This is a genomic window from Alphaproteobacteria bacterium (genome assembly GCA_016699735.1).
Classification (GTDB): Bacteria; Pseudomonadota; Alphaproteobacteria; order Micavibrionales; family Micavibrionaceae; genus JAGNKE01.
The window spans coordinates 1767475-1784074 of record CP065008.1 but is presented as its reverse complement, the minus strand read 5'-3'; the positions used below and the strand labels follow the sequence as shown (position 1 = coordinate 1784074).

Annotated in this window: 20 protein-coding genes, 1 tRNA gene and 1 pseudogene; 17 read left to right on the top strand and 5 right to left on the bottom strand. The window is 56.1% G+C overall.

All coding sequences use genetic code 11. The features are described from left to right. Positions 1 to 96: 96 nt before the first annotated feature. Together IPN28_08765 and IPN28_08760 are read right to left on the bottom strand one after the other, a co-directional pair. Positions 97 to 2973 (bottom strand): N-6 DNA methylase, encoded by a 2877-nt coding sequence (locus tag IPN28_08765; protein ID QQS56381.1) that lies wholly within the window; start codon positions 2971 to 2973, stop codon positions 97 to 99. Between the two features lie 386 nt (positions 2974 to 3359). After that, on the bottom strand, positions 3360 to 3662 hold the full coding sequence (locus IPN28_08760; GenBank protein QQS56380.1) for a hypothetical protein: 303 nt from the start codon (positions 3660 to 3662) through the stop codon (positions 3360 to 3362). Between the two features lie 186 nt (positions 3663 to 3848). Here IPN28_08760 and IPN28_08755 point away from each other — a divergent pair, with 186 nt between their 5' ends. Both IPN28_08755 and IPN28_08750 read left to right on the top strand, forming a co-directional pair. Continuing rightward, positions 3849 to 4658, top strand: coding sequence for a hypothetical protein (locus IPN28_08755; GenBank protein QQS56379.1), 810 nt, complete (start codon positions 3849 to 3851; stop codon positions 4656 to 4658). Positions 4659 to 4765: 107 nt separating this feature from the next. Continuing rightward, on the top strand, positions 4766 to 5173 hold the full coding sequence (locus IPN28_08750; protein QQS56378.1) for a hypothetical protein: 408 nt from the start codon (positions 4766 to 4768) through the stop codon (positions 5171 to 5173). Positions 5174 to 5229: 56 nt separating this feature from the next. Here IPN28_08750 and IPN28_08745 read toward each other — a convergent pair whose 3' ends face one another. Beyond that, a complete protein-coding gene (locus tag IPN28_08745) occupies positions 5230 to 5652 on the bottom strand; it encodes a helix-turn-helix transcriptional regulator (GenBank protein QQS56377.1) in 423 nt (140 codons plus the stop codon). Positions 5653 to 5739: 87 nt separating this feature from the next. On the opposite strand from IPN28_08745, the gene IPN28_08740 reads away from it, so the two are divergent. From IPN28_08740 to IPN28_08685, 12 genes and pseudogenes are all read left to right on the top strand, one after another. After that, positions 5740 to 6144, top strand: coding sequence for a hypothetical protein (locus IPN28_08740; protein ID QQS56376.1), 405 nt, complete (start codon positions 5740 to 5742; stop codon positions 6142 to 6144). Positions 6145 to 6180: 36 nt separating this feature from the next. Then, the gene (locus IPN28_08735; protein ID QQS56375.1) at positions 6181 to 6531 is read left to right on the top strand and encodes a TfoX/Sxy family protein; all 351 of its coding nucleotides are present in this window, start codon (positions 6181 to 6183) and stop codon (positions 6529 to 6531) included. A 118-nt stretch (positions 6532 to 6649) separates the two neighbouring features. After that, entirely contained in the window at positions 6650 to 7018 is a 369-nt protein-coding gene (locus tag IPN28_08730; GenBank protein QQS56374.1) for a winged helix-turn-helix transcriptional regulator, read from the top strand. Beyond that, positions 7015 to 7515 carry an SRPBCC domain-containing protein gene (locus IPN28_08725; protein QQS56373.1) on the top strand — a complete coding sequence of 167 codons (501 nt, stop codon included), beginning with the start codon at positions 7015 to 7017 and terminating at the stop codon, positions 7513 to 7515. The genes IPN28_08730 and IPN28_08725 overlap by 4 nt, the downstream gene beginning before the upstream one ends. Positions 7516 to 7598: 83 nt before the next feature. Next, positions 7599 to 7901, top strand: coding sequence for a hypothetical protein (locus IPN28_08720; GenBank protein QQS56372.1), 303 nt, complete (start codon positions 7599 to 7601; stop codon positions 7899 to 7901). A 30-nt stretch (positions 7902 to 7931) separates the two neighbouring features. Continuing rightward, a complete protein-coding gene (locus IPN28_08715) occupies positions 7932 to 8075 on the top strand; it encodes a hypothetical protein (GenBank protein QQS56371.1) in 144 nt (47 codons plus the stop codon). 23 nt (positions 8076 to 8098) lie between these two features. Then, positions 8099 to 9757, top strand: a complete 1659-nt coding sequence (locus IPN28_08710; GenBank protein ID QQS56370.1) for a type IV secretory system conjugative DNA transfer family protein — start codon at positions 8099 to 8101, stop codon at positions 9755 to 9757. Beyond that, on the top strand, positions 9739 to 10290 hold the full coding sequence (locus tag IPN28_08705; GenBank protein ID QQS56369.1) for a hypothetical protein: 552 nt from the start codon (positions 9739 to 9741) through the stop codon (positions 10288 to 10290). The genes IPN28_08710 and IPN28_08705 overlap by 19 nt, the downstream gene beginning before the upstream one ends. A gap of 42 nt (positions 10291 to 10332) precedes the next feature. Further along, positions 10333 to 10803, top strand: coding sequence for a hypothetical protein (locus tag IPN28_08700; protein QQS56368.1), 471 nt, complete (start codon positions 10333 to 10335; stop codon positions 10801 to 10803). A 143-nt stretch (positions 10804 to 10946) separates the two neighbouring features. After that, positions 10947 to 11264: a hypothetical protein gene (locus tag IPN28_08695; GenBank protein QQS56367.1), complete on the top strand. Its 318-nt coding sequence runs from the start codon at positions 10947 to 10949 to the stop codon at positions 11262 to 11264. 63 nt (positions 11265 to 11327) lie between these two features. Beyond that, positions 11328 to 11702, top strand: coding sequence for a hypothetical protein (locus tag IPN28_08690; protein ID QQS56366.1), 375 nt, complete (start codon positions 11328 to 11330; stop codon positions 11700 to 11702). Beyond that, a pseudogene (locus tag IPN28_08685) lies at positions 11699 to 13255 on the top strand (recombinase family protein). The gene IPN28_08690 and the pseudogene IPN28_08685 overlap by 4 nt, the downstream one beginning before the upstream one ends. Here the strand turns inward: IPN28_08685 and IPN28_08680 are convergent. Continuing rightward, a tRNA-Ser gene (locus IPN28_08680) sits at positions 13230 to 13319 on the bottom strand. The pseudogene IPN28_08685 and the gene IPN28_08680 overlap by 26 nt on opposite strands. A 54-nt stretch (positions 13320 to 13373) precedes the next feature. Beyond that, positions 13374 to 13994, bottom strand: coding sequence for a DedA family protein (locus IPN28_08675; GenBank protein ID QQS56365.1), 621 nt, complete (start codon positions 13992 to 13994; stop codon positions 13374 to 13376). 184 nt (positions 13995 to 14178) lie between these two features. Between IPN28_08675 and IPN28_08670 the strand changes: the two genes are divergently transcribed. From IPN28_08670 to IPN28_08660, 3 genes are read left to right on the top strand one after another with little or no spacing between them, the layout of a single operon-like run. Then, entirely contained in the window at positions 14179 to 14607 is a 429-nt protein-coding gene (locus IPN28_08670; protein ID QQS56364.1) for a two pore domain potassium channel family protein, read from the top strand. A gap of 20 nt (positions 14608 to 14627) precedes the next feature. Further along, the gene (locus IPN28_08665) at positions 14628 to 15596 is read left to right on the top strand and encodes a lytic murein transglycosylase (protein ID QQS56363.1); all 969 of its coding nucleotides are present in this window, start codon (positions 14628 to 14630) and stop codon (positions 15594 to 15596) included. A 15-nt stretch (positions 15597 to 15611) separates the two neighbouring features. Beyond that, complete coding sequence (locus IPN28_08660; protein ID QQS56362.1) at positions 15612 to 16571, top strand: septal ring lytic transglycosylase RlpA family protein; 960 nt, start codon at positions 15612 to 15614, stop codon at positions 16569 to 16571. Positions 16572 to 16600 lie beyond the last annotated feature (29 nt).

The window sequence follows — 16600 nt, the reverse complement described above, 5'->3', positions numbered from 1 at the left end:
CAGAGATTGATTTCCATATCTTCACTGCTGGACCGCTTGGGTCGTCTGCCTTGATCATCGCCATTGGTATCCCAAGCAAGACTATCAGTGCCTATCTCAGTCACCGTCTTGAGACGTGCCGTCGTCACCGCCAATATCCTTTGCAGTAAGGCCGGGCTCGCGGACGAGCAATTCACGGATTGAGCTTATATCCGGAAGGCCGAGCACTTTGCTGAGAGCGTTGTCGATTTTGATTCGTGTCGGATCGTTGTCAAGATGGCTGATCGGCGCAAGATCGATATCGGCAAGTTTATCGTATGTATTGGCAAGCGTCTTAAGTTTCGCATCCGTCAGCTCGCGAACATCAAGGACAGGCATTGACGACCATGCGGGCTTTTTCATTTGCATCCAAGCGCTACGGGTAATGGCCCGACGTCCAAAATAAAGTAGAATCCCGAAAGTTGAGTTTAGCCAAAGCAAGAGAGATTTTCGCTGTTCTTCCGTTAGTCTGCTATCGTCAAAACCCCACCATGTGTTGCCTAATGCTTTTTTGGACACAGCAATGGCAAGCACCCTGTGTGTTACTGGCCATAGTCTTGAAACAAGCAAAATTCGCCCAGCACGTGACCAAACGGCCTTCGAGTCTTTAAGCTTCCTATTTGGAAGCGGTTCTGTTCGCGCTATCAATGTCGCATTAGGACTTTGATTTATTGTCCGCACCTTATCGGCATCATGATTCCAGAATGCGGCATTCGATGACCAAGTCTTTGCAGTCTTATCCACGTCAAATGCATCAGTTATGTCGCGCACATCATAACCTAGCGCACCCAATTCATCGAGTCGGCAAAGTTTTAGCTTCTTTCCAGTCTCATTTGCAGGAGTGCGAACTTCAAAATTCTTATCTAATGCCCAATGTGATTGCATCAAATGTCGTTGAGCAAATATTGCCCCTGTCCAATTGTCGCTACCGACTGGTGCAGGTAGACTTGCGATTTCCCCGATTACACGCGCACCCGCTCGGACGACGTTCGTCTCTACTGATTTCTGCCTCAGAAGATTGATCTCATTTGCAATTCGAGAGGCGCTATCCAAGGCTTCGTGAATGGTTCGGGGGTTGCGCCACAAGTTTACGTAAATCGTTGAGCCCGGTTTTTCCTTGGATTTGAGTCTGCGGGCGATGAATAGAATTTCAGAAAGCTCGGTATTTTCCGAAAAATTTGGACGTTCGAAATCATGACTCGTAACGACGATCTCCAGATGAAAATAATCGGCGATCTGTCTTCGAACTGCTCCCCATGCTTCTCCTGTTGCCAACGCTATCGGCAACACAAAGGCGATTCGGCCTCCTGGTTTCGTATGCAGTCGTGCCAGAGGAACAAACATCGCACCTAATCCAGCGGTAGCGCTTATACCAAGTGTTCGTGCTTGTTTGGACAACGCCTTCTGAAGCGCGGCCCTGTCCTGCGGTAAGGAACCGAACAGCCTGTTGCCGTATCGACTGCTGACAAACGGAGGGTTCATTACGCAAAGATCAAGTGTGGGAACTTTTGCATTCGAGTACGCCGTTCGTGATGCCCCGGTACGAACAGTATCAAGATGCGTATCGTCCAAAGCAAATTGCGTTCTGATTTCTGGACCTTCAAGAAAGTCGAGGCTGCCGAGACGCGGCTTGCCGTGATCCATCCCCATTGGCATGACGAAAAGATTCATATTTCGGAAGGCTACGTCGGGCGCCAGAAGGGCAAGAGTGGAGGCTGTAAGGTGAACTGCCGTAGGCAGAACATCATAACCATGCATCACGTTTTGCATGAGCGTCTGGTGAAGGATTGAAATATCCTTCTCACCGAGTGAAAGGTCATTCTCGGCACGGTCTCGGATGTGGCGGTCGGTAAGAGCCTGAGCACCAGCCATCAAAAGAGTGCCTGTCCCACAAGCGAGATCTGCAACCTTGAAGTCTGCTAACTCGCGTGGTGACGAAAAGTCATGTTTCCAATCAAGGGAGAATACTAGCTTCAGGAGCAAAGTTGCTGCGGATACTGACGTGTAATAAGTTCCGAGATACTTGGCTTCATGAAGAAGCCAATGATAGATGCGGCCCATCAGGTCGTGGCGCAGAGCGGCCTGTTGACGGCAGATCGACTGCGCTTCAGCAAGCAGTGACTTCACCGCCTGCGTCGTGTTGGGACTTGATGGAAGTTCGTCCAGCACCCTTTCGCCAAGCTGGAAGATGGGTACGTAGTTTATATTTTCCCAAATCCAACGCCAGTGCTTGGATGTGGAGTCAACGACATCTGCGGTCTTTTCGATCTTTCGCAGCGTATCGACGCGCGTATCAGAAATTGACAGCTGCTCCTGAAAAATGAATGCGTTGGCTAGGACAAGTGCGGACACTTTAGCAGCTGTTTCTCGCCGCTCGACGGCCTTGTCTGATTCTTCGCCTTTTGGTGGGATAATACCGAGAATTCGTGAGAGGCGATCACACGCACCCGGTTGTCCATTCCACAGACGAGAAACAGTCTCCAACTGGGCTGACAGAGCTTTTGCCGTTTGCTCGACAATGTCATCCTTGGTTAGGGCTTCCTGAGCGCGGCGCAGTGCATCCATTAGCGCAACGGGCGTGCCTTCGAACCATTCTTCGCTTTCGTGGGTTTCCGATACGATCCGATAGCTAAGCTTTGACTGTTCCAGTGTTTCGATAATTTTTGTGGTCGGCGCAGATCGAAGCGCCAGTGGATAAACAGCGGCGGCGGCTATATGAGCAATTCCGCTTGCAACGCGTTTGCGCGCATCGTCGAGAACTACATCGCCAGCTGACGGATGGTCGGCGAATTTTCCTTCAATAACGACGCGCAATCCGCGCATCTCGAAAATTACGTCAGGTCTGTGCTTTCCGTGAACATGGATGGTTTCAGCATCAGCGGTGACGCCGAGTTTTGAGATCAGGATGGCAAGCTGGGTGTTGACCGCTTCTTCTCGATTCCGTTGCGCACTCATTTATTACCCGACCCTCTTTTGTCTTGATTTTTATGATTCAAGGTCATGTCGGCGTGGTCCCTATGGTGTTCATGTCGAGCTATGTAGTCCCTCATAAACTCCCGGATGACCTGCGAGGCCGGACGGTCTTGCCTGCGACACAGCTCAAGGAAGTCTTCCCGCAGCTCCCGCTCGACCCTGATACGCAGTCCCGAATCTTTCATGCGCTGAGTGTAGCTGCTGGATACACGATGTGCCAACAAACTTTGAACCAATTCTCCACAGAGTATGAGCGGCTCTAAGAGCGCTTCCTTGGCCGGAGTCCAGCTTCGGAAAAGCTGGCGCGCATCCAATCCGCGCAGGGTTGGTCTGGTGTCCAGAGGGCAGGAACGCCATCGGTCGTGGGTTCAGGGGCGCGAAAGCCTCTGACGGCATCCAACAGGCGGACGGTTGGTCGAGGGGAAGGTTCCAAGGAAGGGCGGCGCGAAAGCTCCCGTCCTTGGTCTCCCTGAAAGGGTCTGGGTGTCGGGGCAGGAACGCTCTGACTGGCGGGTGTCGGGGCCAGCACCCTGACCAGCGATGAAACGGCTGCACGTTTCAATGGCGCGGTTCGGCTCGATGCCGGAAGAGCGCCACAAGCCGGGAGGGATGCAACGGGAGGCGCGCAGCGGGCCTCCTTTGCCAAGATGGCGTTGTACTACAACGCACATCTTGCGTTCCTCCACTTTGGCAAACCGGGGCCGTACTACAATCAATGCTTCGTACTACACGCCCAGCCCGATGAGGCTTGCGCTTCATTTTTCCCTGCGCCACCCCAACCCCCTTGGCGCGATTGTCCGAAAGATGGTATCCCAACATCCGGCTGCCGATGCGCTGCCGATTCCTGAAAGTCCGGCATGGCGACGAAGACCAAAAAACCAAGCGCGAAAGTTCCCGCCTTCACCCGCGTCAAGCCTGTGCCGGACGGATCACGGACTCCTGCGCCTCTGCTGATCGCCAAGGACACATGGCTGATCCCGTGCAGTCTTCTGGAAGAGTGGGACCGGGCGGACAGCCCCTTCGCGCCCCTCGTGAAGCACACGGTTCTTGACGGATATGCGCTCACTTATGCGCTGTTGGGCGGCGTCGATGAATCTAACGGACAGCCTTATGCACGTTTGGCCCTGAGCTTCCGTCCTGAGCCTGCGGTCCGCAATCTCCTCCTGACCGCTATCGGCGATGTTCTCCGGGGACACGCTCATGTCGAAGGCGAATGGCCGGGGTTCGATGCCTACCGCACGAAGGAAGGAGAACAGGGGCCGACAGGCGATCCTCTCATTATCGAAAGAACACTGAAGAAGACTCCGTCCAATTATTCTTGCACGGTTACCTCAAAATTCTTTAGGATCGGATTTTATTATGATTTCAACAAACATGTAATTTCGCGGTTCAAATACCAACCGCTGCCGGATTTGAAAGAGACAGACGACGGAAAGCGACGACCCTACAGAAAACGTGGCGAACTCCCGGACCCCGACAGCGCTCCCGATTCGGAAATCAACCGCCACGACGCAAAATTCCAGACCAGGATCAGCAAGGATGCCTCCGAACGGGTCGATGCTTTTCTGAAAGCCTCCGGCCTCAAGAAAACCGATCTCACCGAACGCGCACTTGCGGAGTTTATCGAGCGTCACGCCGACGAATTTGGTTTCGATCCAGAGGTTTAGGTCGAAATCGAAAAAACGTGATCCCAATATCTTGAATTGTGATCCCAATAATACTATATCCCTGAACAGGTCCACCGCTTGGGCTGGGCCGCGCAAGGGATGCGGTCATGGCCACGTTCTTCACAGCAAGCCACAGAAACCCCTCCGTTGGATCGTGTTCGCTTTGCCTTATCGAAAACACCTGCACCCAAGTCCGACTGGTCACGGACCGGGAGCTCTCCAATCCCGTCTTCATCCGCAGGCTGCGCGATCACTGCTTTGCCTTGAACATCTCCAGCTATCACTGGCTGGATTTCCTGACCGATCAGTACCGCGATCTGCGCGGCTGCATCGTCGATCAAATGGGGCGCACGGTCTTCCTCGACATGGAGGTCTTCGAAGCACCACACATCCGCGACTGGTTCCGCGATTTCTGCTGCACCCCATGCCCGCCACACATCACGCCTTATGTTCGTGGCGAAGCAAAGGAACGTGTGCGGATTCTCGCAACGATCCTGCGCTCATCACCGCTGTAGAATTCCACAAAGCGGACGAAACGCTCGAATCTGGCGATAAGGCACTCTGATTGTCTTCACGTCTTGGTCGGATCATGACCTCTCGAAACGGCTTTGAGCAGACCGTCACGGTCCTTCCGGTATGACTTCACGAACGCGCCCGGTGCTGCCGTGTCAGGATCATGGAGAGCACCCCAGTAGGCCATTTCCACAAGGACCGGGAGGAGAGCGCGTCCTGCGCTGGTCGGCTCATAGCGAATTTGCCGATTGTCACCTTTCACACGCTCGGCGGTCACGAGACCCGCTGCGAGAAGCCGTTCGAGTCGTTCGGCAAGTATGTTCGTCGATATCTGCTCTTCCGAGGCCATAAACTCCTTGTAGCTGCGCTTTCCCAGCAGCAGCAGATCGCGGAGCACAAGCAGTGTCCACCTGTCGCCGAATATCTCAAGACCGAAATTGATTGGACAATGCGACCGTGGCGGTCCCGGCAACGTGACCATGGACAGACAGATTCCTTTCACTTGCAAAGTGCAACTGGTTTCGATATTACTTGCAAAGTGCAATCAATATGGGAGATATCCCAGCCCATGACAACAGCATATTGGCGCGCCGTTCTGGCCTACATCCTCCCGACGTTCCCCTTGGGTTATCTCTGGCATTTGGTCGTGTTCAAGGACACCTACGACGCTCTTGAAGTCTACCGTGCTGACATCATCATCCCCTTCGGGATTCTCTCGATGGTCATTCAAGGCTGCGTGTGGGCGTTCATCTACTCCCGTCTTTTTGCAGGCGAGACCGTGCTGAGAGGCGCGGCGAAGTTCATGATGCTCGCTGTGCCGCTGGCGTGGAGCTTTCTGGTGATCGTCATCGCTGCGAAACACCAGATGGCCTCGGTCTCGGGCTTCGTGCTGATCGAAAGCGGCTTCACCCTGCTGCAATACCTCGTCGTCAGTCCGCTGATCGCTTGGTCCTTTGTGCAGCGGCGGACGTGAAGCGAAGCCACCCCTTTCATATCGAAGAGATAAAAGATGGCTTACGACGAACGATTAGCCCAAGTCTTGCGTGACGCTCTCCACCGCAGGAAAGGCGTGAGCGAGCAGCGGATGATGGGCGGCCTATGCTTTCTCGTTCATGGCAACATGCTGTGCGGCGTTGACCGATCCAAGAACGGCGCTGACCGTTTCATGTTCCGGGTCGGAAAGGACAATGAGGCGTTGGCCTTGAGCAAGTCCGGCGCTTCGATTGTTGACATGGGCGGCAAGCGACTCGGGGGCTTTGTTTTCGTCGAGGCCAAAGCCTGCGAGGGGGCCGCGCTGTCGGAATGGCTGGCGCTTGCTCTGCCGTATGTTGGCGGCTTGCCGAAGAAACCAAAGCGATAACAGGCGTTGCGCGGCAACGCGCAAGCTGTGACCGCTCCGTGCGGATTTCGGGCGCTTTCAATTCCGCAGTCTTGCCTGCCTGTTGACAGAGCGGCCTCATTCGTATAACCATTTGATTATGGAACAAAGTGGTTATTCAACAAGCCCTGCGGCTCTCGATGCGGTTTTTGGCGCTCTCGCCGATCCGACAAGGCGGGCCATCCTCTCCCGGCTGGCCGCAGGAGAAGCTTCGGTGCTCGAACTCGCCGAGCCCTTTTCCATGAGCCAGCCCGCGATCTCAAAGCATCTGAAGGTGCTGGAACGTGCAGGGCTGATTGAGCGCAATATCGACAGGCAGCGCCGTCCGGCACGCTTAAAGGCTGAGCCGATGGCGGCGGCGGTGCATTGGCTCGAAGAGTTTAAAAAATTCTGGTCGTCCAGCTTCGATCAACTCGATGACCTTCTTGAAGAACTGAAAAAGGCTGAATTGAAAGGGGGCCATCAATGAGTGATTTGCCAACATATGTACTTGAGAGAACATTTAACGCGCCGCGTCATCTTGTGTGGCGTACGTGGACTGAGCCAGAACTGCTTGCCCGCTGGTATGGACCAAATGTCGAGACGATTATCCACAAACTCGATGTGCGCCCCGGTGGATTGTGGCTCAACGAGATGAAGATGGGACGCGGATCATTCTATCAGCGCACTGAGTATAAAGAAGTCATCGAGCCTGAACGCATTGTCTGCCTGATGTCGGATGCTAGCGCCGATTGGAAACGCGCTCCCAATCCTATGATGCCTGATTGGCCACGCGAATTGCTGACAACCGTGACCTTCCAAGACGAGAGCGGCAAGACCAAAATGCGGCTGACATGGGTGCCCCACAATGCGAGCGAGGCTGAGATTGCCTGCTTTGCTGCCGCTATTGAAAATATGGGCAAAGGCTGGGCCTCGGGCATGGATATACTGGCCGACATCCTTGATGAATTGCAGGGTTTGCGTTGACCGTGCGATTTTGTTGATCGCCATATCCCCCTAAAACCGCTCTACGCCTGACGTAGGCTCCTTCTCACGAAAGGAGTCGCGTCATGCAGCTTTGGCAACAGCAAAACCAAAATCAGGTTGGCCGTTCGATCTTCATGTCGTCGGTCATCGGCTTGTCCAACGTCATCGCGGTCGTCGTCGCGTTCTTCGCCACGCCCGTTGCCTATGACCGCAGCGTCGGCTGGGTCCAGCGTTTCACCGTCAGCCATTATGGGGTTGGCTTCGAAGACATCGCCGCCTTCGTCTGGTGGCTGATTGTTGCGCTGCTGATTTTCTTTTCGGCGCGGGCGTCAATCTCAACCGCGCTCGTCATGGGCGGCCTCGCGATTGCCGCCCGGTTCCTTTGATCCCCTCAACACCGCAGAAAGGAGAAAATTATGTTCACCAAGCACAAGAAAACCGGACAGGGCTATCACATCCGCCCGTTCGAAACCCACAAGAAGGTCATCGACTGGGATGCTGTGACCGGGACCATCATCCTCGGCCTGATGATCCTTGGCGTTCTCAGCATGATCTTCTGAAAGCCAAGCCGTGCCTCAACCTTATGAGCCGGACCGCTTTCATGCCGTCCGGCTTTTTGTTGGAAGTCCCCATGATGATCCATGAGCGCAATGAGCATTATCGCTATGGCAGCGCCGCTTTTGCCGAAAGGCGCGAACTCGCCGATGCCGGGTTCTTCCGGCAAACGCCTACATCTCTCTTCGTCGGCTTTTTCGACGGTCAGCCGCTCTGGTATCACGGCGCGGGCGGGCTTCTGCTCACCGCCGGGGCGCGTTCGGGCAAGCTGCGCGATATCCTCGCCTATAATCTCTGCTCAGGGACATTCAGCGGCGGATCGCTGCTGGCGCTCGACATGAAGGGCGAGCTGGCGGCGATTTCGCAGGACCAGACTCCCGATCAGAAGTTCTGCGCCTACTGGAATCCCTTGGGGCTGCACGGGCTGCCGCGCAATCGGCTCAACCCCGTCTCCTACATCCGGCAAGGATCAAACACGCTGGTTTCGGACGTGAAAGTCTTCACCGAGAACATGATCCCGCTCTCCGGCTCGGCCAATGCCCAGTATTTCGAGATGCGGGCGCGGGATATCCTCGAAGGGACGATCCTCACGCTGGTTGAAAAGCACGGAACGCTCACGCTTCCCGATCTCTACCATGCGGTCAACCTGATCCCCGGCGCGGGCGAGGAATGGCTGGATTTCGCGTACCTCATGCACACGTCCGCCTTTCCGGTCGCGGTGCGCGTGGAAGAAGAGATCAACCGTTCGCGCAAGGACAATGCGGGCGGGTTTCAGGGGATACTGGGTGAAGTCTTCAAGGCGCTCTCGTGCCTCTCGGACCCGGTTCTGATGGGTTCCGTCTCTCCGCCCTATGATTTCGATATGGACGCGCTCACGGACCTCCAGCAACGCTGGCAGGTCTATCTGATGCCGCCCGCTGAGTTCGTCGATGCCTGGGCTCCGGTCATCAAGGCGATCTTCGTTTCCGCCATGATCTACAAATCCCGCGCCCCGTCCGCGCCGCAACAGACTTGGATTCTGGATGAATGCGCCCAGCTCAATAACTTCCCGCTCGTGGTCAAGCTCTTCACCTATGGAGCAGGCATTGGAATCCGCCCGTGGGCCGTCTTCCAGTCCACCGAACAGATGAATGCGCTCGGGCCGAACGCCAAGACGATCATCACCTCAAGCGCGGCGCTGCAAATCTACTTCGCTCTGCGCGAGATTGGCTCGGCCAAGGATGTCTCGACGATGCTCGGCACCCAGACGCTGGAGTTCAACGACACGCTCCAGCAGGGCCAGAGCCGTCTGGCCAAAAGCCGGATTCTGCAATCGCTGCTCACAGGCGAAGACCCGCTCGGTGCAGGTATCGCCTTTGGTCATTACAAGCAAGCCGAACATCACCGCTCCAAGCAGATGCGCCCGCTGCAAACGCCCGATGAAGTCCTGAATGCGCGGCCCGATGCGGCCTTCATTTTCGCCGATGCGCTCCAGCATCCGGTCTTCGCGCAGCGCCAACCGTATTATCAGCAGTCCTTCATGGCAGGGCGGTTTCATCCGAACCCGTATCACCCTCCCGCCGACAAAGTGCGCGTTACACTCGGCTTCGGGCGGACACGCTGGCTTTCGGTCAAGCGCGAGTCTGTTCCGCACCGCTTCGCGCACTATCCGCAATATGTGGGCGGTGAATGGTCGGTGCTCCGGTGAAAGAGGGCAAGACAATGCATGACACAGCGCCAACCATGAAGCAGGACTCGGGCCTTGGCAGCTATTCTCACGCGCACCGCGCCGATCTTCCGGGCGGTGAGCCGAAGTTCTACCAATCCGCTCCGCCCTCCCGCGAAGCGTTCGACAATGCCCGCGATCCGCTGATTGCCGCGCAAAAGCGCGATCTGGGAAAGAGTGAAGCGCAGCGCCGCTTTGAGCTTTCGCGCCGCCAAGATGATGGCTCCGGCATGATCCGCCGCGAACAACCCAAGCCCGTCCTGAAGCCATCTCCGGCGCTCTCGATGGGACCGGACCGCGCCGCCTTCAATCGCGCTTGGTGGGATGAGCACCGCGCCGCCCGCAAGAAAGACAAGGACGCGCTGACGCAAACGCCAGCCTACTCGCCGATACAGCCGCAACAGATGCGCGTGACCTTCACCTTCCGCGAAATCGAAACCCGCGAAACCTTCATCGAAAAGCGCCGTGCGGACGCCAAACCAAACCGCAAGCGTGAAACGCAATCGCGGGAATGAATGGCCCGCGAATGAATAGCCCACAAATGAAAGGAGACGACCATGACAGACCGCACCCACGATCCCGGCAACGCCCAAGTGAACACGCAAGCTCCGGCGCAAGAAGCCGCGAAGGCTCCGCAGCCCGAATCCAATCGGCCTGAGGACGTGCTGCGAGACGGCAACATCAAGGCGACCATCTGGAAGAACGAGCGCGAGAACGGCCCCGCCTTCAGCACCGTTTTCTCTCGCACATGGCAGGACGATGAGGGTGCATACAGGGATAGTCACTCCTTCTCGGGTACCGAACTCCTGCGCGTCTCGGAACTCGCGCGGGATGCCTATACCCGCACGAACGCGCTTCGACAGGAACACCGGGTGGAAATCACGCGGGAAGAATCGCACACATCCAAAAAGGAAGGCGATCCCGAACTCCCTTACGATGAACGCTCGGACCTCGCGGCGTTCAAAGCCAAGCGGGACGCGCAGTCGAAAGATCAACCGCGAAACAAGGGTGCCAGCCGTCGCAAGTAATCGTCCGTATTAGGAATATTTTCTTGCATGAAGACAAATGTTCGTGTTATGTTCTAATTACAAATCAGCGGCCCCGTTTTGCGTGTTTTGAAGCGCAACGGGACCGCTTTTTTGTTCCCCCAAACAGATAAGGAAAACCAAGCATGAATGCACATCCGCCTAACACTCTCGCGAAGAACAAGCCTCTCGAAGTCATCCGCGACGGGGCGCTCAAGGCCACCATCTGGGAAAACGAAGGCGAGAACGGCGTCCTCTATTCGACGATGCTGGCCCGCACCTATCACGCCAATGACGGCTCGCTGAAAGACGCGCACAGCTTCTCGGGAAGCGAGTTGCTCCGTGTCGCCGAGCTGGCGCGGCAAGCCTATGCCGCAATCAACGCCATTCGCCGCGACCACGCTCCTGAGCCTGAACCTCAACATGAAGAGAGCCTGACCGATGCGTATCGCCAAGCGCTCTGAACCCAACGCCGCCCGTCCGCAGGAACGCGGGCGTGCCTCACCCCATGATGAAAGATATCCGCCATGACCGATCCCAAACCGCCCACCCATGAAAGAGGCCCGCCTCACGGCAACCTCGCCCTTCAGTTCGACGCGCAGGAGTTCGCGCATTTCCTCGACGAGTCCGATCTCACGCATGAGCAGAAGCTCGAATATATCCGCACCGTCTGGAGCATCGTGCTTCAGTTCATTGATCTCGGTTTCGGGATTCATCCGCTTCAGATTGCTCTTGGCCAGCAAGCCTGTGGACAGTTTGACGCCGCCGATGTTCTTTGCGGCGTTGCCGATTCGGATGCGCTAAAATCTCCCCATCCAGAATTATGCACGGATTTCGAGAGCGTGGGCGGGTGCCTGTGCCTGAAACGGATTCCGCACCTGCACGGGGGAGACTCAGCATGACCGCACTCACAAAAACCAAATCCGGCGTGACCGCCGTCATCTATGCCCGCGTCTCCAGCGTCGCACAGATGCAAAAGGGCCATGGGCTCGGCTCGCAGGAAACGCGCTGCCGCGAGTTTGCCCGGATGAAGGGCTATGAGGTCGCGCACGTCTTCTGCGACGAAGCCGTCTCCGGCGGTCTGATCGACCGTCCCGCAATGCTGGCGATGCTCAAATACCTCAAAGCCAACCGCCGCTCGGAGCACGTCGTCCTGATCGACGATATCTCGCGGCTGGCGCGGGACATGAAAGCCCACCTCGATCTGCGCGATGCGATTGCTGCGGCGGGCGCACGGCTGGAAAGCCCGTCGATTGAGTTCGGGGAGGATTCCGACTCCATCCTTGTCGAGAATTTGCTGGCCTCGGTCTCGCAGCATCAACGCCAGAAGAACGCGGAGCAAACCCGCAACCGGATGCGGGCGCGGATTCAGAACGGCTACTGGCCCTTCATCTCCTGCATGGGGCTAAAGCACGTCCATTCCCCCGGACGCGGCAAGGTGCTGGTGCGCGATGAACCGTTGGCCTCAATCCTTAAGGAGGCCATGGAAGGCTTCGCCTCGGGCAGGTTCGACACGCAAGCCGAAGTAAAGCGCTTTCTGGAAAGCTGTCCGGCGTTCCCCAAGAACAGGGCTGGGATGGTGCGGGGTTCGCTCGTGACCGAAATTCTGACCAAGACGCTTTATGCCGGATATGTCGAAGCCCCGGACTGGGGCGTCTCGCTTCGCAAGGGGCAGCATGAAGGGCTGGTGAGCTTCGAGACTTTCGAGCGTATCCAGAAGCGATTGAAAGAAGGTGCAAGGGCTCCCGCCCGCACCGATCTCAATGCTGACTTTCCCTTGCGCGGCGCGATCACCTGCGCCTGCTGCGAACGCCCTCTCACTGCGGCATGGTCGAAGAGCAAGACCGGAACGCGCCACGCCTATTATGCCTGCTTCAACCGCGCCTGCCCGGAGAAGGGCAAGTCGATCCGGCGGGATGACATCGAAGGCGCGTTCGTGGCGATGCTGGAGTCCATGACGCCCGCGCCGACGCTCTTTGCGATGGTCCGGGCGATGATGAAGCATGGCTGGGATCAGCGTCTCGCACAGGCCCATGCCTTTGCGAAGGGCATTGCCGATGAAGCCGCCAAGCGCGACAGGCAGGTTGAAAGCCTTCTCAGCCGGATCGTCGAGGCGACAAACCCGTCCGTGATTGCGGCCTATGAGAACAAGATCGCCTCCATTGAGCGCGAGAAGATCGTGCTGGAGGAAAAGCGCCTCCAGACAGGCCAGCCGCGCGGCACGTTCGAGGAAATGTTCGAACTCGCCATGAGCTTCTTCGCAAACCCTTCAAAACTCTGGCATTCCGGCTCTCATCTGCACCGCAGACTGGTCCTGAAACTGACTTTTGCGGAGCGATTGAGCTATTGCCGGAAATCGGGGTTTCGAACCCCTGAAATCGCCTTGCCCTTCAAGGCTCTGGCGGGTTTTCAGGAGGGTCAGAACAGAATGGCGGAGAGGGGGGGATTTGAACCCCCGATACTCTTGCGAGTATGCCGCATTTCGAGTGCGGTGCATTCAGCCGCTCTGCCACCTCTCCGGCCTAGTTTGCGGGTTCTGTCTATTTAGAGGCTTAGGTTTAACGGCGCAAGGTTTATGTGTGCTCGGAATGTGCCTTGTTGTTCTTCCGTTCCTTATAAAAGTGAAAGGCGGAGGGCAGGAGGGAGAGGATAATAATTGCGATAATAATAGGCAGGAGATAGTGGTCAATGTGTTCCGCCGGGATCATTTCCCCAACCACATAACCAAGAACACACAGGCCCGCCACCCAGAAAAAGGCTCCGATTATCGAGTAAACCACGAATTCGCGGTAGGGCATCCGCACCATTCCGGCGCAAAACGGCGCGAAGGTGCGGACGATGGGCATGAAGCGGGCCATAATTATCGTCATGCGGCCGTGTTTTTCGTAAAACCTCTGCGTCATTTCCAGATGTTTGCGTTTGAGAAAGCGCGTGTCACCTTTTTCGAACATTTTCAGGCCGACGCGGCGACCGATTTCATAGCCCACGAGATTGCCGGTTATCGCGGCGATGAGGCCGCCCAGCGTGAGAAGCCAAATATTTAAAAACCCCTGCGAGGCCAGAAAGCCGGCGGTGAAGAGCAGGCTGTCACCCGGCAGGAAAAAAAAGAACGGTACGCCGGATTCCAGAAACAAGATGCTCCAGACACCCGCATAGCCGAGGGATTTTATGAGTGAGATCGGGTCAAGGCCCATGGAAGGTGTTCCTGTTGTTTGTGCCCGTTTATCCTGCGGGACGTTAACTTAACGCGCTCTTTGCCGCAAATGTTTCATTACCGTTTAACAAAAACAAGGGGGAAAAGGAGCTTTTTCGTTCGCTTCGACTTCATTTTCCAGAGATTTTTCTATAGTTTTTATCCGTTCACCGGATTTACGCGCCATGTTTCTGCTTCAACTTGTCATCGGGGCCGTTCTCATCGGTCTCACCGTTCTCATTCACGCCGTCGCGCTGGATCGGCTCAAGATGGCGCTGGACGGGTCGGAAAATTTCTTTCGTCTTAAAATGCGGCACTCCTGGAAAGTGCCGATGCTGATCATGGCGGTTCTGGGGGCGTTTTGCTCGCATATCGTACAGATCTGGCTGTGGGCCATGTTTTATCTCGTGGTCGGGGCGCTGCATACGCTGGAGGAGGCGGTTTATTTTTCGACGGTTGCTTTTACCACCGTGGGTTTCGGCGATGTCGTGCTGGATCACAAGTGGAGGCTTGTGAGTTCCTTTCAGGCGGCGAACGGATTCATCTTGTTTGGATGGAGCACGGCCTTTATCTTTGAGGTCATGTCGAAACTGTACGAAAACGATTCCCGCTGAGCGAGGTTCCATAATCCTGTATGCGCGCTTTTTTCCTTTCCGTTTTTTTTATGCTTGCCTTGCTGCCGGGGGCGGCCTTGGCGAGTAAGGACAGTTTTCAGGTCTGGCTTGTTGCTTTCAAGAAGGAGGCTTTGCGGAAAGGGATCTCCGAGAGCGTTCTTGAATCGGCTTTCAGGGGTGTGAAGCCCTTGCCGCGGGTGATTGAGCTGGATCGCAAGCAGCCGGAAGGAAAAATGACCTTCGCACGATATAAGGCGAAGGTGATTTCCAAGGACCGGATTATTCAGGGACGCAAGCTGTATGCCCAGCATCGTGAGACGCTGGATGCGATTGCGGAGAAGTATGGGGTGCCTGCGCCCTATATTCTGGCTCTATGGGGAATGGAAACCAGCTATGGCAACAATACGGGCGGGTTCGGGGTTATTCCCGCATTGGCTACGCTGGCGCATGACGGGCGGCGGAGTACTTTTTTCCGAGGTGAGTTGCTGGCGGCGTTAAGAATTCTGGAGGAAGGACATATCAAGCTTGAGGATATGAAGGGGTCGTGGGCGGGGGCGATGGGGCAGAACCAGTTTATGCCCTCCAGCTTTCATGCCTATGCTGTCGATGAGGATGGCGACGGGCGGCGCGATATCTGGACCACGCGCAGGGATGTTTTTGCTTCCACAGCCAATTACCTCAGCAAGAGCGGATGGCGAGGTGACGAGCGATGGGGACGTCCGGTCAAGTTGCCCGCGAAGTTTCCGGCCAAGCTGGTCGGGACGGAGACGCGAAAGAGTTTGAAGGAGTGGAACAAGCTTGGGGTTCGTTTGCCCCATGGAGAGGAACTTCCCGATATTGAAAAAATGAACGCTTCTGTAGTCGCGCCGGACGGTATAGGCGGGCCCGCGTTTCTGGCCTATCATAATTTCGGGGTTATCATGAAGTGGAACCGTTCGCAATATTTCGCCGTGAGCGTTGGGACGCTCGCGGATGCGATAGCGGAATGATTTTAGGACAAAGCGATGCAACGACTCCTTAATATCTTCAAACTTCATGCCCTTCTTTGCTTCACTGTCTTGCTTTCGGGCTGTACGGGGATTCCGTTTTTCGGTGACCGCGACAAGATCGTCGGCAAGCCGGGGAAAAGTGTCGGCGCTTATAAAGTTGGTGCCCCCTATAGGATCAAGGGCGTTCTTTATAAGCCGCAGGAGTATGAAACTTACAGCGAGACGGGCATTGCCTCGTGGTATGGGCCTGGTTTTCAGGGGAAGAGCACGGCGAACGGGGAGCGGTTCGACACGGGCGAGTTGACGGCGGCGCATCGGACGCTGCCCATGCCGAGCCTTGTGCGGGTGACCAATCTTGAAAACGGGAAGGCCGTTTTTCTGCGTGTCAATGACCGGGGGCCGTATGCCCATGGGCGGATTATCGACGTTTCGCAAAAGGGGGCTGAGCTTCTGGCGTTCAAAAACAAAGGCATAGCCCGCGTAAAGGTCGAGCTTATGAAGCGGGAGAGTGCTCAGCTGGCCGCGCTGGCCAAAAAAGGCGTCAGCACGAAGGGGCATGAGAACAAATATAACGGCGGCAAAACGTATGCGAACCGGGTTCCGCCTACACCGCCGCCAACGCCTTCGGTCCGGCAGGTTTCGGCTTCACCCGTTCCCATTCCGCTGGATGACGGATCGACGGTGAGCGGTCACGTCAAGCGCGGGGTGGTTTATCCCGATCCGGTGGTCGAGCAGAAGAGGGTGCAGCCCACAACGCTTCTGGTTCAGGTGGCTTCGTTCGCGGGGGAAAGTCAGGCGCAGGCTCTGGCGGAAAAACTTCAACCCTATGGATCCGCCCGCGTGTACCCGGGGATGGTTAACGGGCGACCGTATTACCGGGTGCGGATTCCCGCAAGGGATGAGCAAAGCGCCGATGTGCTGGTTCACAGGCTTGAGGCCAAGGGTTATGAGGATTGCCTGATTGTGGTTGAATAACGTTTAATAAGGTTTGCGATGAGACGATT

Coding starts and splice junctions, on each gene's coding strand:
- IPN28_08765 (QQS56381.1), bottom strand. CDS start 2,973: ATGAGTGCGCAACGGAATCGAGAAGAAGCGGTCAACACCCAGCTTGCC.
- IPN28_08760 (QQS56380.1), bottom strand. CDS start 3,662: ATGTGCGTTGTAGTACAACGCCATCTTGGCAAAGGAGGCCCGCTGCGC.
- IPN28_08755 (QQS56379.1), top strand. CDS start 3,849: ATGGCGACGAAGACCAAAAAACCAAGCGCGAAAGTTCCCGCCTTCACC.
- IPN28_08750 (QQS56378.1), top strand. CDS start 4,766: ATGGCCACGTTCTTCACAGCAAGCCACAGAAACCCCTCCGTTGGATCG.
- IPN28_08745 (QQS56377.1), bottom strand. CDS start 5,652: ATGGTCACGTTGCCGGGACCGCCACGGTCGCATTGTCCAATCAATTTC.
- IPN28_08740 (QQS56376.1), top strand. CDS start 5,740: ATGACAACAGCATATTGGCGCGCCGTTCTGGCCTACATCCTCCCGACG.
- IPN28_08735 (QQS56375.1), top strand. CDS start 6,181: ATGGCTTACGACGAACGATTAGCCCAAGTCTTGCGTGACGCTCTCCAC.
- IPN28_08730 (QQS56374.1), top strand. CDS start 6,650: ATGGAACAAAGTGGTTATTCAACAAGCCCTGCGGCTCTCGATGCGGTT.
- IPN28_08725 (QQS56373.1), top strand. CDS start 7,015: ATGAGTGATTTGCCAACATATGTACTTGAGAGAACATTTAACGCGCCG.
- IPN28_08720 (QQS56372.1), top strand. CDS start 7,599: ATGCAGCTTTGGCAACAGCAAAACCAAAATCAGGTTGGCCGTTCGATC.
- IPN28_08715 (QQS56371.1), top strand. CDS start 7,932: ATGTTCACCAAGCACAAGAAAACCGGACAGGGCTATCACATCCGCCCG.
- IPN28_08710 (QQS56370.1), top strand. CDS start 8,099: ATGAGCCGGACCGCTTTCATGCCGTCCGGCTTTTTGTTGGAAGTCCCC.
- IPN28_08705 (QQS56369.1), top strand. CDS start 9,739: ATGGTCGGTGCTCCGGTGAAAGAGGGCAAGACAATGCATGACACAGCG.
- IPN28_08700 (QQS56368.1), top strand. CDS start 10,333: ATGACAGACCGCACCCACGATCCCGGCAACGCCCAAGTGAACACGCAA.
- IPN28_08695 (QQS56367.1), top strand. CDS start 10,947: ATGAATGCACATCCGCCTAACACTCTCGCGAAGAACAAGCCTCTCGAA.
- IPN28_08690 (QQS56366.1), top strand. CDS start 11,328: ATGACCGATCCCAAACCGCCCACCCATGAAAGAGGCCCGCCTCACGGC.
- IPN28_08675 (QQS56365.1), bottom strand. CDS start 13,994: ATGGGCCTTGACCCGATCTCACTCATAAAATCCCTCGGCTATGCGGGT.
- IPN28_08670 (QQS56364.1), top strand. CDS start 14,179: ATGTTTCTGCTTCAACTTGTCATCGGGGCCGTTCTCATCGGTCTCACC.
- IPN28_08665 (QQS56363.1), top strand. CDS start 14,628: ATGCGCGCTTTTTTCCTTTCCGTTTTTTTTATGCTTGCCTTGCTGCCG.
- IPN28_08660 (QQS56362.1), top strand. CDS start 15,612: ATGCAACGACTCCTTAATATCTTCAAACTTCATGCCCTTCTTTGCTTC.